The organism is Oceanicaulis sp. (assembly GCF_965284345.1).
In the GTDB taxonomy this organism is placed as follows: domain Bacteria; phylum Pseudomonadota; class Alphaproteobacteria; order Caulobacterales; family Maricaulaceae; genus Oceanicaulis; species Oceanicaulis alexandrii_A.
This window is the reverse complement of record NZ_OZ260073.1, coordinates 1,032,440-1,045,865: the sequence shown is the minus strand read 5'-3', so window position 1 is coordinate 1,045,865 and position 13,426 is coordinate 1,032,440. Positions and strand designations below refer to the sequence as shown.

14 protein-coding genes are annotated in these 13,426 nt (G+C 63.4%); 5 read left to right on the top strand and 9 right to left on the bottom strand.

All coding sequences use genetic code 11. The annotated features are described in order from the left end of the window. Positions 1-6: 6 nt before the first annotated feature. From ACQ66J_RS05225 to ACQ66J_RS05215, 3 genes are all read right to left on the bottom strand, one after another. Positions 7-1,137: a Re/Si-specific NAD(P)(+) transhydrogenase subunit alpha gene (locus ACQ66J_RS05225; RefSeq protein ID WP_430430759.1), complete on the bottom strand. Its 1,131-nt coding sequence runs from the start codon at positions 1,135-1,137 to the stop codon at positions 7-9. A gap of 139 nt (positions 1,138-1,276) precedes the next feature. Beyond that, entirely contained in the window at positions 1,277-1,567 is a 291-nt protein-coding gene (locus ACQ66J_RS05220) for an aa3-type cytochrome c oxidase subunit IV (protein ID WP_022700504.1), read from the bottom strand. A gap of 80 nt (positions 1,568-1,647) precedes the next feature. Next, positions 1,648-2,583: an alpha/beta fold hydrolase gene (locus ACQ66J_RS05215; protein ID WP_430430758.1), complete on the bottom strand. Its 936-nt coding sequence runs from the start codon at positions 2,581-2,583 to the stop codon at positions 1,648-1,650. Positions 2,584-2,862: 279 nt separating this feature from the next. Here ACQ66J_RS05215 and ACQ66J_RS05210 point away from each other — a divergent pair, with 279 nt between their 5' ends. Continuing rightward, the gene (locus ACQ66J_RS05210) at positions 2,863-4,359 is read left to right on the top strand and encodes a sigma 54-interacting transcriptional regulator (RefSeq protein ID WP_430430757.1); all 1,497 of its coding nucleotides are present in this window, start codon (positions 2,863-2,865) and stop codon (positions 4,357-4,359) included. Positions 4,360-4,363: 4 nt separating this feature from the next. On the opposite strand, the gene ACQ66J_RS05205 is transcribed toward ACQ66J_RS05210, so the two are convergent. Continuing rightward, positions 4,364-5,917 carry a winged helix-turn-helix domain-containing protein gene (locus ACQ66J_RS05205; RefSeq protein WP_430430756.1) on the bottom strand — a complete coding sequence of 518 codons (1,554 nt, stop codon included), beginning with the start codon at positions 5,915-5,917 and terminating at the stop codon, positions 4,364-4,366. Between the two features lie 107 nt (positions 5,918-6,024). On the opposite strand from ACQ66J_RS05205, the gene ACQ66J_RS05200 reads away from it, so the two are divergent. Further along, a complete protein-coding gene (locus ACQ66J_RS05200; RefSeq protein ID WP_430430755.1) occupies positions 6,025-7,092 on the top strand; it encodes a serine hydrolase domain-containing protein in 1,068 nt (355 codons plus the stop codon). Positions 7,093-7,102: 10 nt separating this feature from the next. Here ACQ66J_RS05200 and ACQ66J_RS05195 read toward each other — a convergent pair whose 3' ends face one another. From ACQ66J_RS05195 to ACQ66J_RS05185, 3 genes are read right to left on the bottom strand one after another with little or no spacing between them, the layout of a single operon-like run. Beyond that, positions 7,103-7,579, bottom strand: coding sequence for an ASCH domain-containing protein (locus tag ACQ66J_RS05195; RefSeq protein WP_430430754.1), 477 nt, complete (start codon positions 7,577-7,579; stop codon positions 7,103-7,105). Positions 7,580-7,582: 3 nt separating this feature from the next. Beyond that, entirely contained in the window at positions 7,583-8,215 is a 633-nt protein-coding gene (locus tag ACQ66J_RS05190) for a hypothetical protein (RefSeq protein ID WP_430430753.1), read from the bottom strand. A gap of 8 nt (positions 8,216-8,223) precedes the next feature. Beyond that, complete coding sequence (locus tag ACQ66J_RS05185) at positions 8,224-8,508, bottom strand: DUF2312 domain-containing protein (RefSeq protein WP_009801976.1); 285 nt, start codon at positions 8,506-8,508, stop codon at positions 8,224-8,226. A 173-nt stretch (positions 8,509-8,681) separates the two neighbouring features. Between ACQ66J_RS05185 and ACQ66J_RS05180 the strand changes: the two genes are divergently transcribed. Next, a complete protein-coding gene (locus ACQ66J_RS05180) occupies positions 8,682-9,551 on the top strand; it encodes a 50S ribosomal protein L11 methyltransferase (RefSeq protein ID WP_430430752.1) in 870 nt (289 codons plus the stop codon). An 80-nt stretch (positions 9,552-9,631) separates the two neighbouring features. Here ACQ66J_RS05180 and ACQ66J_RS05175 read toward each other — a convergent pair whose 3' ends face one another. Then, a complete protein-coding gene (locus ACQ66J_RS05175; RefSeq protein ID WP_375548139.1) occupies positions 9,632-9,790 on the bottom strand; it encodes a hypothetical protein in 159 nt (52 codons plus the stop codon). Between the two features lie 174 nt (positions 9,791-9,964). Between ACQ66J_RS05175 and ACQ66J_RS05170 the strand changes: the two genes are divergently transcribed. Both ACQ66J_RS05170 and ACQ66J_RS05165 read left to right on the top strand, forming a co-directional pair. After that, positions 9,965-11,800 (top strand): aminopeptidase P family protein, encoded by a 1,836-nt coding sequence (locus tag ACQ66J_RS05170; protein ID WP_430430751.1) that lies wholly within the window; start codon positions 9,965-9,967, stop codon positions 11,798-11,800. After that, positions 11,770-12,360, top strand: a complete 591-nt coding sequence (locus tag ACQ66J_RS05165) for a hypothetical protein (protein WP_430430750.1) — start codon at positions 11,770-11,772, stop codon at positions 12,358-12,360. Before ACQ66J_RS05170 ends, ACQ66J_RS05165 begins: the two co-directional genes overlap by 31 nt. Positions 12,361-12,568: 208 nt before the next feature. Here ACQ66J_RS05165 and ACQ66J_RS05160 read toward each other — a convergent pair whose 3' ends face one another. Further along, complete coding sequence (locus tag ACQ66J_RS05160) at positions 12,569-13,408, bottom strand: alpha/beta fold hydrolase (protein ID WP_430430749.1); 840 nt, start codon at positions 13,406-13,408, stop codon at positions 12,569-12,571. Positions 13,409-13,426: the final 18 nt, after the last annotated feature.

Sequence of the window (13,426 nt, the reverse complement as noted above, 5' to 3'; positions counted from 1 at the left end):
TATCCATCAGGCGTCGCCCGTCAGGCTGGGATGGATCACCGCGCCGTCCTTGGTCAGCGCCATGCCGACAATGACTTCATCCTCCCAATGGGGGGCGAAGCCGCCATCCTCGCCCACCAGAAGCGGGAAGAGATTGACGAGGTTCTTGGCCAGAAGCTGGCTGGAATCCGCGGCGAGCCGCGCGGGCAGGTTGGTGAAGCCGGCGATTTTCACGCCGTTGTGCTCGACTACTTTGTCGGGTTCGCTCAGTTCGCAATTGCCGCCATTGCCAGCCGCGATGTCGATGATCACCGAACCGGGACGCATGGCCTCAACCATCGCCTTGGTGATCAGCCGCGGCGCGGGGCGGCCCGGGATCAGGGCGGTGGTGATGACGATGTCCTGCTTGGCGATATGGCTGGCGACCAGCTCGGCCTGCTTGGCCTTGTAGGCGTCGCTCATCTCCTTGGCGTAACCGCCGGCGGTTTCCGCTTCCTTGAACTCGTCATCCTCGACGGCGATGAATTTCGCGCCCAGTGAGCCCACCTGCTCCTTGGCGGCGGGGCGGACATCATTGGCCGACACCACAGCGCCCAGACGACGCGCGGTGGCGATGGCCTGAAGCCCGGCGACGCCGGCGCCCATGACAAACGCCTTGGCCGGGGCGATGGTGCCTGCGGCCGTCATCATCATCGGGAAAGCGCGGCCATAAAGTTCAGCCGCTTCGATGACGGCGCGATAGCCCGACAGGTTCGATTGGCTCGACAGCGCATCCATGGATTGCGCGCGGGTGATTCGCGGCGTGTATTCCATAGCCAGGGCGTTGACGTGAGCGTCGGCGCAGGCCTTGGCGAAGTCGGTCGCGCCATGAGGCTCCAGAAGACCAATGACCAGTGCGCCGTCCTTGAGACGCTTGAGCGTCTCGTCATCGGGGCGGCGGACGCAGAACAGGACGTCGACGCCTTTGACGGCGGCGGCGCGCGTGGCGAGCTTGGCCCCGGCGGCTTCATACGCCGCATCGGTATAGGCGGCGCGCTCTCCCGCACCCTTCTGAACCGTGACCTCGGCTCCGGCCTTGATGAGCGCTTTGACGCTATCAGGCGTGGCGGCGACCCGGGATTCTCCATCCCGGGTTTCGGCGAGTACGGCGATGTGCATGCAAAGACCCCGTCGTCCGGTCGTTAACGTTGTGCGCAGTCTGCGACAAACGTCTAAGCCCGGAAAGGGGTTAATTTGGCTTGTACGGACAAAATCCCCTCAACTACTGGTGAACCAGTCGTGAGATCGGGGGTGAGTCCTAGCCGAGCAGGGAGACGAGGCCGCCCGTGATGAAGCCGATGATGGCCAGAACCACCAGGGTCGCCCAATAGCCGGCGCCTTGCTTCAGGAACACGCCGCCCAGACCGCCGACAATGGCGGAGACGAACATGGCGGTCAGCCAATGAAAATGCGCGCCGAAGACGAGGATCACGCACAACAGCGTCACGGTCACAACCAGGGTTGAATACACCGACACGCTGATAAAGCCGTCAAACGAGGCTTTATGCTCGGAGATGTCCATCTCTCCACGGGTGTATTCTTCAGCCATGATCGTCCTCATCTGAAAAAGAAGTTCTGTAAACGCGCATGTATCACGCTCCTCGGCTCTCGCCAAGACATCCAAGCGGTCTAGACTGGCTTGCGCGCCCAGCCTTCAATCAGCGCCTCCAGCGCTGCAGTCACCGCCAGCGGGTCATCCAGGATCAGATGGTGCTGAGTCTGAGGTATGCTGACGAAAGGCGAACGGGTGAAGGTCGCCTTCATATAATCCCAGGTCTCCGCCCCCATCAGGATCGAGTTTTCCCCGCGGATGAACGCCAGCGGGCATTTGAGATTGGCGGCGGCGGCTTCGGGGTCGCGGCGCTGATAGGTGAGCTTCGCCCACAGATCGGGATCAAACAGCCATGTATAGCCATCCTCAACCTGTTTCAGGCTGCCGCGAGCGATATGGTCGATGATCCAAAGAGTGTCGCACTCTTGCTCAGGCAGGAGCCGGAAGCGCGCCAGCGCCGCCGCCAGGTCCGAATAGACCCGACCGCCGCGCCGGGGCGGGCTGCCTTCGCGTTGCTTTTCAGGTTTGCGGATCGGGCTGTCGAGAATGATCGCCGCCTCCAGCTGATCGCCCAGCATCGTTGAGGCCTGCAAGGTGACGAAACCGCCAAACGAATGCCCGATCATGATCGGCTTGCCGGCGTCACAGGCGCCGCCCGCTTGAGCTGCAACCAGCATGTCCCGGGCATGGTCGTCCATGGTGTAGACCTCGCGCCAGCCGCTTTCCCCCATGCCCGACAAATCCGCCGCCACAACACGGCGTCCGCCGCCTTCCCTGGCGAGAAACGGACCAATGGCGTCCCACCAGCCCTTATGGGCGGTGCCGCCATGCACCAACAGCACGCCGGGCTTGCCGCGTTCACCCCAGGCTTTCCAGGCGAGGGAGACGCCGTCGCGGTCCGCCATGCCGGTTTCAACTTCGGTTTCCTGCGCGGATGTGAACCAGTCCGGCGCGGTCACAGGCTGTCCGTCAAACGGGGCGAGAGGCGGGGGTAAGCGGTCGGCTTTGGTCATGATCGGACCTTGGGTCTCTTATACTTAGGAGCTTCAGGGGTAGACCGCGCAGGGTCGACCCGTCAAACGCCAGAGTCTGAGCAAGGGTTTAAGAACAGACTAACCCTCTATTTACCCTAACACTTTCTGAGTCGCCTCTACACCTCATCTTTACGCCGGGTGTCCCATAAAGGGTCACACAACAGGTGGGAGGGCGGTTTGGACCGACACGAGGAAAACCTCGGTCGGTTCGCTCACAAACCGCCCCGATAAATAAGCGACCGAAAAGGCGTGGGTGTGATGGCCAAGACCGTACTGATTGTCGATGACGATCCGACTCAGCGTCGCCTGATGCAGGCGGTTCTGGAAAAACAAGGGCATCTGGCGGAGACCGCTGAAGATGGGGAGGCCGGCCTCGAGCGCGTCAAGCGCGGCGGGGTGGATGTGGTCATGCTCGACATGGTCATGCCCGGCATGGACGGCATTGAAACGCTGGAAGCGATCAAGGCCCGAAACCCTGACCTTCCGGTCATCGTCCTCACCGCCCATGGCGGCATTGAAACCGTGGTGAAAGCCATGCGGGCCGGCGCTGTGGACTTCTTTGTGAAGCCCGCCAGCCCCGAACGCATCGCGGTGTCGATCCGCAACGCGCTCAAGGTCAAGGATTTGTCGGGCGAAGTCAGTCGCCTGAAAAAGAAAACCTCCGGCGCGCTGGGCTTCGCCGACATGATCGCCGGCGCTCCGTCCATGCGCCAGGTGGTGCGGCTGGGCGAACGTGCGGCCAAGTCCAACATTCCGATCCTCGTCACCGGGGAAAGCGGCGTGGGCAAGGAGCTGGTGGCGCGCGCCATCGCGGCGGGTTCTGACCGCGCGGGCCGTCCCTTTGTGGCGGTGAACTGTGGCGCCATCCCGGAAAACCTTGTGGAATCCACTCTGTTCGGTCACGAAAAAGGCTCGTTCACGGGCGCTGTGGCCAAGCATTTGGGCAAGTTCCAGGAGGCCGATGGCGGCACGCTGTTCCTTGATGAGATCGGCGAACTGCCGCTCGACATGCAGGTGAAACTGCTGCGCGCGCTTCAGGAAGGCGAAGTGGACCCGGTGGGCTCCAAACGCCCGGTGAAAGTGGATGTGCGGATCGTGTCCGCGACCAACCGCGATCTCGCCGAACAGGTGAAGACCGGCGCCTTCCGCGAAGACCTGTTTTACCGGTTGAACGTCTTCCCGATCGAAGTGCCGTCCCTGAAAGAGCGGACCGAAGACATTCCGGCTCTGGTGCGCCATTTCATTGCGCGCTTCAACGCCCAGGAAGGCAAATCGGTGCTCGATGCGACGGCGGAGACCATGCACATGCTCTCCAGCCATCACTGGAAAGGCAATGTGCGCCAGCTTGAGAACGCGGTGTTCCGCGCCGTGGTCCTGTCAGACACCGATTATCTGACTGAAGAGGATTTCCCGCAGATTTCCGGGCTCGCCCCTACCCTGCGTGATGCGCCGGCCGCCGCTCCCGCCAATGTGCAGGCCGTGCCTGACGCCGCGCCGAGCCTGCCGGCTGAACAGTTTGAGGGCGCTGCGGCCCATGCGGCTGAAGACGAGCATCTGCCGGTCGACATCATGGATGAAGGCGGACATTTGCGGTCGCTTGAAAGCATTGAACGCGATCTGATCGCCTTCGCCATCGAAACCTATTCAGGCCGTATGGCCGAGGTCGCCCGGCGCCTGGGCGTGGGACGCTCCACGCTCTACCGCAAGGTGCGTGAATACGATCTCGACGTGGATAATTTCCGCGAAGCGGGGTGATTGATCACGGCTGGACGTCCAGAACGGCGTCCAGCGCTTCGGTCAAACTTTCATCGCGGTTCAGGCGGTCAGCCTGGGCCGCGATATGTTGCTGGATGCGGGCGCGCAAAGGGCTTGCGGCTTCAAGCGCCATAACCTCTTGAAGAAAAGGGGAGGCGTCTAACAGGGCCTCATCGCGCCATCCCAGGCGGATCGCCGTGCTCAATCGTGTTAAAGCCAATTGATAATCTCCGCGCGAAGCCGCGATTTCCGCTGCGCGCACATGACTTTCCGGCCAGTCGCCAATCACCAGATCAAATCCGTCCGGTTCTGTCGCATCCAGTGCGAAGCGCTCAAACCGGCCGCGCTCGCCCGCACGCTCGAACCAGACCGCCGCTTGCGCCCGGTCGTCGCTCGCCAAAGCCATGCGTCCGCGCAGCCGGGCGACCTGGCCGCGCTGCTCGCGCTCGTGTACAGCGTTCAGCAATGTTGCGGCGCCGGAGACGTCCCCGCGAGCGATGGCGGATTGCGCCAGTCCCGCCAGCACAACGGGATTGTCGGGGTTTAGGAGTCGCGCTCTGGCGGCGAAAGCGTTAGCACGCTGATCTTCGCCCAGGAGGTGCAGCACCCGTGCGATTTGAAGTTCGGTGAACAGGCCGCCGCGCCCTTTTTGCAGGGCCTGAACATCTAGCGTCAGCGCTTCATACAGTCGTCCTCTGATGCTGAGCAGATATGCGGCGGAGGACAGGGCCCCGCCATCATCTGGGTCCAGTGCGAGCGACTGACCATAAGCCTCCAGTGCTTCATCAATGCGGTCCTGCGCATCCAGCGCGTACCCGAGCGCTCGCCAGGCGGCGGGGCTCTCCGGCGTCCGGTCGATCGCATTGCGCGCCAGCGCTTCTGCTTCTTCCATCCGCTGTCCGCCATGCTTGGTGGCTTCGGTGGACAGGGCGACCGCCAAAGCGGTCATCAGGCGCGGATCATCGGGCGCCCGCAGCCGCGCATCTTCCAGAAGACGAATGCCGCGCTGCACGCCGTCCCGGTCCTGCAAGGCGGTGAGCGCACGGGCGCGCGTCAACAGGCTGTCGGTTGCGCTGCTGGGCTGTTGCAGGCTGGGCGCAGCCGCGAGATCTGAGGGGCGCTCGGACCGTAACGCCATATTGGCGGTGAGCGCGGCGATCAGCACAACAAGCCCGCCCGCCAACACCGCCAGCTCCCACGGCATGCGGGCGGCGATTGGTGCATCAGCTTGCACCATTTCGAGCGGAGACATGTCCGCAATCAGCGCATAGCCCTCGCCGCGGACGGTGCGGATATAGCTCGGTGCGCGCGGATCATCGCCCAGGGCTTTGCGCAAAAGGGCGATGCGCTGGGCGAGCGTGTCTTCGCTAAGATGAGATTGTTTCCAGGCCTTCTCGGCGAAGGCGTCCAGGGACACCGGCTCGGGCGCGTGTACGATCAGCACGTCCAGAACCCGCGCCGTCAGCCCGCTGAGCTGGTGTGTTCCGTCAGCATCTGACAAACGCCTCGTGTCTGGCGCATAGGTCCAGCCGTTCAGACGGATCACGGGGTCAGACATGCTCAAGTCCTGGCCTTCAGCTTTCTTCAGGGAGTTTCGGGTGACTTCAGACACCAGCCCCCGTCCTGCTCTGGCTCTCTTGCTAACGCGAACACGGAGCCTGTGTCATGAATTTTACCCGTTGGGCCTGTCTGGGGCTGATGCTGGGATCATTCACCGCCCCCGCCAGAGGGGATCTGAGATGGACTGAAGAAATCGCCGCGACCGTCACTTCAGAGGTGGATGCGGGGACTTATGGTCAGGTGACCAGCGTCCTGATCCTGTCAAATGGCGCGCCGGTTTACGAGCGCTATTTCAATGGCGCGGACGCCGCCACTTTGCATGATACCCGCTCGGTGGGAAAAACCGTCACCGGCATGCTGGCGGGTATTGCGGTGGACCAGGGCGTCTTGGCGCTGGAAGCGCCGCTCGCCGTCCATTTCACCGATCTTCAGCCCTTCGTCTATCCGGATCCACGCAAGTCCGCGCTGACGCTCGAAGACCTTCTGACCATGAGCGGTCCGCTGGAATGCAATGACTGGAACCAGTTCTCGCGCGGCAATGAAGAGCGCATGTATGTGGTCGAGGACTGGAGTCGTTTCTTCTGGGACTTGCCGATCCGGGGCTTCCCCGGCTGGGAGACCCCGCCCGACCAGACCGAGTATGGCCGCGCCTTTTCCTATTGCACCGCGGGTGTTCAGGTGGTGGGCGACGCGATCCAGCGCGCTACGGGTGAAGATCTGGAAGCCTTTGCGCAGGCGCATTTGTTCGGCCCGCTGGGCATCGACACGTATGAGTGGCCGCGCACGGGGGCCGGGGTTCTGCATCTGGGTGGCGGCTTGCGATTGAACACGCGCGACTGGGCGCGTCTGGGCGAGCTACAGCGTCAGGGCGGTCTTCATGAGGGGGAGCAATTGATCAGCGAAGGTTGGACGCAAGCCTCAATCACGCCGCAGGCCGTGATCAATGGAGGGCCTGGATTTCTCTATGGCTATCTATGGTGGCTGGCGGATCGTGACAGCGCTGTCGGAACGGTGCGCTATGCGGCCATGAACGGCAATGGCGGCAACCGGGTCTTTGTCGTACCCGAGCATGACCTGACTGTGGTGCTGACCAAGACCGATTATAATACGCGCGAGATGCACCAGCAGGCCGAGGCCTTCTTCATCGATGTGATCGCGGCCCATCTGAACTAGGCGGAGGCGCTCAGACCGCGCGTGGGGTCCAGACCAGCTCGAAGCGTTCGCAAACCACATCGAGATCGTCGGAATACTCAAACCCCTCACGCGCGGCTTCGCGCCGCCAGAATTTGCGGTGCTCGGTGATCCAGTACGCATAAGAGCGGTCACCTTCGCCCTCGACCCAGGCGAAGTCGGCGTCCACCTGATGGATGGGCATGACGTCGACGCGCGTGGTCCGAGTGACGCAAGCGGGTGCGCCGCGCCCGTCTGTGATCAGCCACAGATCCCCCGGTTTGGGCAGCCCCAGCGGATCGTCCACGAACCAGAGCGCCAGGCTGGCGGTGGCCTGCTTGGTCCGGCTCAGCACCAGAGCGAGCAGCTCATCCATCATCTCCGGGCTGTCGCCGAAGGCGTCCACGCCGCGCGGCGGGGCCTGGATCCCGGTTTCGGCCTGAAACTGCGCCCAGAGTGCAGCCTGTTCAGTCGTCAGATGAAGAGGCACGCTCTAGTCCTTGCCGCCGTCAATGACCCGAAACCCGCCGCGGCGGGGCGGCTCGGACGGGGTTTGCGTCTCGGGCGTGCCGGTTTCAAGCGTGTCCGCCTGATCTGGCGTCAAATCCTCTGACTTTGGCGGGGTCTCCACCACTTCCGGGGTGAAGCCCTTGCGCACCAGTCCGGATTGTCTCAGCTCTGCCATCGGGTCCGGCGCTGTGTCCTCGACCGGGGCGATGACGTCGTCATGGATGTCACGATCGCGGGAGCGGCGTTCAGGCCCTTTGCGCTTGAAGCCTGAGCCCTTGTTCTTGAAGCTCGATCCGCCGCCGCGCGCGAAGCCCTTGGGCGCTTTGCCCTGGGCTTTCTTCTCGATTTCCTTGAGCTTGGCGAGCTGCAGTCGGGACAGCGCCTCCCCCTCAGAGCCCAGCGAAGGATCGGCATAGGCGGATCCGAACGTGTTCAGGCGCTCTTCGACAGAGGCCATGAACTCGTCCTCCCAGTCGGTCAGCTCGACCCGGGCGGCTTCAGCGGCGTCGGGATCGTCTGATTCCGCCTTGGCGATGGCGCGCTCGACGGCGGCCTTGGCCCGGCGGATGCGGGCCAGGGCCTTGCGGGTCGATTTATCCTCAACCTCACGCGCCATGATCAGACTTAGTGCTCGCCCACAGCGCCCAGATACAGCTCCAAGAGCGCTTCCATTTCCTGGCGCTCATGAGCGTCCTGTTTGCGCAGGGAGATCACCTTGCGCAGCACCTTGGTGTCATAGCCCATGGATTTGGCTTCGGCGTAGACCTCCTTGATGTCGGCGGCGACGCCGGCCTTGTCTTCTTCAAGGCGCTCGATGCGGGCCACCAGGGCGCGCAACTGGTCACGCGCGGCGGCGCCGATGGCGTCGGATTCGTCTTTTTCAGGCGTGGAAGCGGCAAAGTCGGCCATGAGGGTCTCCTGGCGGGGGATTTACGATCTTGCCCTCTTCGATAGGCGAGGGGGGCGGGGCGGGGCAAGCCGCTCGTGACGCCCAAAGCTCAGATCATGCAGACGCGTTGCATGCTTTCCTTCCGGCCCGGAAGCGATTAGAGCCCTTGCCAGCATGACAACAGGAGACTGACATGACCACGCTCTGGCGCATTGAAGGCCGCGGCCCCATGCCGATCATTCGCGCGGCGAATGCGCGTCTGGATGACGAGCTGGAGCCCTTGCCCGTCAGCTGGTCGGTGTTCGAGGACGGCTCGCCGGAAGCAGGGCGCATCGACATCCTGTTTGACCACCAGCCCGATGCGGACGCGTTCGTTCGTGAAATCGGTCTCGAGCATGACGATGTGGACATCCTGTTCGCGCCGCTGCCTGATGAAGACTGGATCGCCATGTCACTGGAAGGCCTGCCCAGCGTCGAGGCCGGCCGCTTCCTGGTTTATGGCGAGCACACCTCTGGCGATCTCGCAGAGGGGCAGTTCGGCTTGTGGATCGAGGCTGGGCCTGCTTTCGGCACGGGGCATCACGGCACCACCAAGGGATGCCTGGAAGCACTCGACAAGATCGACCGCTCGGACTTTCGGCCCGCAACCGTGCTGGATCTCGGCGCCGGCACAGGCCTGCTCGCCATCGCCGCCGCGAAGATCTGGCCCGAGTGTGAAATCCTCGCCACCGATATCGACGAGGAATCAGTGATCGAGACCGTGGAGAACGCCGCCAAGAACGGCGTCAAATCCCGCATCGAAGCGATGGTGGCGGACGGCTTTCATCATCCGGTGCTGGAGGCGCGATCGTTTGATCTGATCTTCGCCAACATTCTGGCCGGCCCGCTGATCACCCTGGCGCCGGGCATCGTCAGTCGTCTTGAGAAAGGCGGGCGGGTGATCCTGTCAGGTTTGCTGGAAGAGCAATCCGACAAGGTCGAGGCGGCCTATGACGGGCTGGGCCTCAAGCGGATCGACAAGGCGATCCAGGATGGCTGGGTGACCCTGGTCTACGCCGGTTAGTCCGCGCAGGCCTGAAAAGAAAAAAGCGCGCCAGCTGTGAGGCCTGGCGCGCTTTTTATAAAGCCGGTGAGGGGACCGGCTCAGAGTTTGCGGGCGCGGCCGCCGAGGCCGATTTTCTCAAACAGAGAATTGGCGTCGGTATTGCGCGGACGGGCGCGCACGCCTGCGGTTTCGGCGCGGCGAACAGAGCGCAGGCCGTCGCAAGCGCTCAGGCGAAGATAGGCGTCATGATGAAACATGCGGAGCTCCGGTGCGGGCTGAAATTTCCTAACCGGGATATGAACTTGTAGGGTTCGTTCCGCCATAACCATTTGTGCAGGCCTGCCCTGCAGAAATGCAAGACGGACGGTTTCGCTGCGCACTGTCGCACGGATGAGATTGATATGCCGCGGGCGCGGGCCTAGCTTTGCCCCATGACCCATCAGATCCAGCAATTTCACGTGAAGGGCGGGCCTCAATACGGGCGCGAAAACCTTCCCAAGCTCCGCGCCAGCCTGGCGAAAGCCGGCCTCGACGGATTCCTGATCCCCCATGAGGACGAGTACAATAACGAGTACTTGCCCGCCAATGCAGAGCGCCTCGCCTGGGCGACCGGGTTCACCGGCTCCGCCGGCGCGGCGGCGGTGCTCGGCGATGTGGCGGCGGTCTTTGTGGACGGCCGCTATACCGAGCAGGTCAAATCCCAGGTCGATCAAAGCCTTTTTGACTATGAAGACCTGGTCAAGACGGGCATGGCGGGCTGGATCCGCAAGACCGCCAAGCCCGGCCAGACCATCGGTTATGATCCGCGCCTGCATTCGCCGGACGCGCTGACCAAGCTGCAGGAAGCCGCTGACAAAACCGGCGCCAAGCTGATCGCTGTCGAAACCAACCCGATCGACCAGGCCTGGGAAGATCGTCCCGCCGCTCCGCTCGCGAGCGTGCATCCCCAGCCGCTGGACGTCGCCGGCGAAGCCCATGGCGACAAGCGCAAGCGCATTGGCGAGGATGTGAAAGACGATGGCGCAGACGCCGCCGTGATCACCGATCCCGCCTCCATCGCCTGGTTGTTCAATGTGCGCGGCGGCGATGTGGCGTGCACGCCGCTGCCGCTGTCCTCGGCGATCATCGAGCCGTCCGGACAGGCGACCTTGTTCATCAATGAAGCCAAGCTCACCGACGCCACCCGCAGCCATCTGGGCAATGAGGTGGCGATCCGGCCCGAAACCGAATTCGCGGACGGCCTGAAAGCGCTGTCGGGCAAGACGGTGCGGGTGGATCCGGCCACGGCCTCGGTCTGGGTGGTGCAGCAGCTGGACGGCGCCAACGCGACGGTTCAGCGCAAGTCTGATCCTGTGGCCCTGCCCAAAGCGTGCAAGAACCCTGTGGAAGTTGAAGGCAGCCGTCAGGCGCATATCCGCGACGGCGCGGCCATCGCGCGCTTCCTGCACTGGCTCGACACCGAAGCCCAGTCTGGCGAGATGGACGAAATCCGCGCCGCGATGAAGCTGGAAGAGTTCCGGCACATGTCGCCCCAGCTGAAAGATATCTCGTTTGAGACGATTTCCGCCGCCGGTCCGAACGGGGCGTTTCCGCACTACCGTGTGAACACGGATTCCAATCGGACGCTGGAAAAAGGCTCGCTCTTCCTCGTGGATTCCGGCGGCCAGTATCCTGACGGCACCACCGACATCACGCGCACGGTGCCGATTGGCGCGCCGACCGCGCAAATGCGTCGTCACTTCACGCTGGTCCTGAAAGGGCACATCGCCCTGTCGCAGATCCGCTTCCCGGAAGGCACGTCCGGTCATGCGCTGGACGCTCTGGCGCGTCAGCCGCTGTGGAACGCCGGGCTCGACTATGATCATGGCACCGGTCATGGCGTGGGCAGCTATCTGGGGGTCCATGAAGGCCCGCAGCGCATCTCCAAGGCGCCGAACGCCATTGCGCTCGAAGCGGGCATGATCGTGTCCAACGAGCCGGGTTATTACCAGGTCGGCGATTACGGCATCCGGATCGAGAACCTGCAGGTCGTCACGCCGGCTGAGCCGGTTCCCGGCGGCAATCGCTCCATGCTGGGCTTCGAAACTCTGACCATGGCGCCCATGCATCAAAGCCTGGTGGACACCTCGCTGCTCAGCAAGGACGAGCTTGTGTGGCTGGACGCCTATCACGCCGATGTACGCAAGAAGGTGCTGCCGCTTCTGGATGGGGCGGCTGCGGCCTGGCTCGCCAAGGCGTGCGAACCCATTTTGGGCGCGACGCCCTGATGAGCGCTCTGGCGCGATGTTTTGTGAAAGCGGGCCTGCGCATAAGCGCCGGGCTCGCTTTTGCTTTGGCCCTGTCAGCGTGTTTCGCCAGCGAGACAGAGCTCGTGGGGTATTGGGGGGCGGACCGGCCTGTGGCCGAAGGTGTTTATACGCACACACCCACCCATCCCGATGGCCTTGAATGGGATCGGCCGACCTGGTCAGGGTCGATCGGTTTGTCGCAGCGCCGGTATGTCTCGGACGCCGAGAATTTTCCCCATCAGAACGCGCGCTTCCATGCGCTGTTTGACAATGTCTATATCGTCCAGTCCCCGCGTGAGGATGGCGTGGGCTATGGCCTCGCCTTCGTCTATGAAGACGGCGCACTGGTCACTTATCACCAGCCCTCGTGCAGCGATGTGTCCGAGGCTGTCTTAGAGAGGGCCAGCGTGGTTCTGGACGCCGAAGGCTATTGCCCGATCCACGATCTCGATCAGCTCACCACGCTGATGCGGGCGCTCTATGTGGCTCAGGACGGACAGCTGCGGATTGACGGCGTGTATCGCCGGGTGAGCGACTGATTTTCTCAAGTTCTCCCGCGCCTCCGCTCGGTCGATCCTCGCTGCGCTGCGGGCGGCCTTTGGCCTTGCGAACCCTTTGGGTTCGTTTTTTCAAAAGGCTCACACCCTTTCAGGTGTTCGCGCCTCGCTGACGCTGCGGGCGGTCTTTGGCCTTGCGAACCCTTCGGTTCGGTTTTGCCAGACGGTCCTCGCTGACGCTGCGGGCGCTTCAGCGTTTGCGCGCGACCAGGTCCGCCACCGCTTTCGTCACCTCATGAGAATAGGCGTGGTGCAGATTGTGGCCGGCTTTCTCGAGCAGCCGCAGTTCGCCGCGCGGCAAGGTTTTGGCGACCGGTTCGGCGTGTCGGCTGGTGCGCACCACCGTGTCCTTGGGACCGGCGAGGAGGATCACCGGCTGGGTGATCTCGCCATAGCGGGTCTCTTGTTCGGCCAGATGGGTGTTGACGCGCGCCATGTCCGCCGCATTCGCTTTCCACACTGATGGAGCGAACAGGCGATCGAGCCGCGCGCTCTCGATATAGCCCGTGGGGACGGGCTCAGGGTGAAACGCGCTTTTGACGCCTTTGGGCAATTGGCCGGGGCCCAGCACAGGCGCGATTACATGACTGATCAGCGGGCCGATCACCGGCCAGCCGGTCATCTTGTTATAGCCCGCCGCTTCGCCAACCCAGGCGCGCGCCGCCGGACTGATCAGCACGCCGCCGCCTGTGCGCTGGGGATGGTCCATCAACAGGCGCAAGGCGATGGCCGCGCCCCAGGAATGGCCCAGCACGGTCACGCGCGGCACGCCGATCGCGGTCAGGAAATGCTCGATCAGTTCCGCTTCCCGGCCGGGCGACCAGGGGCCTGTGGGGCGTTCGCTCCATCCCAGGCCCGGCCGGTCCAGCCAGATCACGCGGTAGGACTCCAACGCTGTGGAGAGCGCCATGTACGGCTCGAGATAGGAGGTGGAGGCGCCGTGCAGCACCAGCACAGCGGGGGCGTCTTCGGGGCCGGTGATGTGATGGTGGAGTTTGACGCCGCCCAAATCGATGAAACCGCCTGTCATGAAGCCATCCTCATTCGG

What these genes read in the sequence shown, in the direction of transcription:
- ACQ66J_RS05225 (WP_430430759.1), bottom strand. Translation starts at nt 1,137, where the DNA reads ATGCACATCGCCGTACTCGCCGAAACCCGGGATGGAGAATCCCGGGTC.
- ACQ66J_RS05220 (WP_022700504.1), bottom strand. Translation starts at nt 1,567, where the DNA reads ATGGCTGAAGAATACACCCGTGGAGAGATGGACATCTCCGAGCATAAA.
- ACQ66J_RS05215 (WP_430430758.1), bottom strand. Translation starts at nt 2,583, where the DNA reads ATGACCAAAGCCGACCGCTTACCCCCGCCTCTCGCCCCGTTTGACGGA.
- ACQ66J_RS05210 (WP_430430757.1), top strand. Translation starts at nt 2,863, where the DNA reads ATGGCCAAGACCGTACTGATTGTCGATGACGATCCGACTCAGCGTCGC.
- ACQ66J_RS05205 (WP_430430756.1), bottom strand. Translation starts at nt 5,917, where the DNA reads ATGTCTGACCCCGTGATCCGTCTGAACGGCTGGACCTATGCGCCAGAC.
- ACQ66J_RS05200 (WP_430430755.1), top strand. Translation starts at nt 6,025, where the DNA reads ATGAATTTTACCCGTTGGGCCTGTCTGGGGCTGATGCTGGGATCATTC.
- ACQ66J_RS05190 (WP_430430753.1), bottom strand. Translation starts at nt 8,215, where the DNA reads ATGGCGCGTGAGGTTGAGGATAAATCGACCCGCAAGGCCCTGGCCCGC.
- ACQ66J_RS05185 (WP_009801976.1), bottom strand. Translation starts at nt 8,508, where the DNA reads ATGGCCGACTTTGCCGCTTCCACGCCTGAAAAAGACGAATCCGACGCC.
- ACQ66J_RS05180 (WP_430430752.1), top strand. Translation starts at nt 8,682, where the DNA reads ATGACCACGCTCTGGCGCATTGAAGGCCGCGGCCCCATGCCGATCATT.
- ACQ66J_RS05175 (WP_375548139.1), bottom strand. Translation starts at nt 9,790, where the DNA reads ATGTTTCATCATGACGCCTATCTTCGCCTGAGCGCTTGCGACGGCCTG.
- ACQ66J_RS05170 (WP_430430751.1), top strand. Translation starts at nt 9,965, where the DNA reads ATGACCCATCAGATCCAGCAATTTCACGTGAAGGGCGGGCCTCAATAC.
- ACQ66J_RS05160 (WP_430430749.1), bottom strand. Translation starts at nt 13,408, where the DNA reads ATGACAGGCGGTTTCATCGATTTGGGCGGCGTCAAACTCCACCATCAC.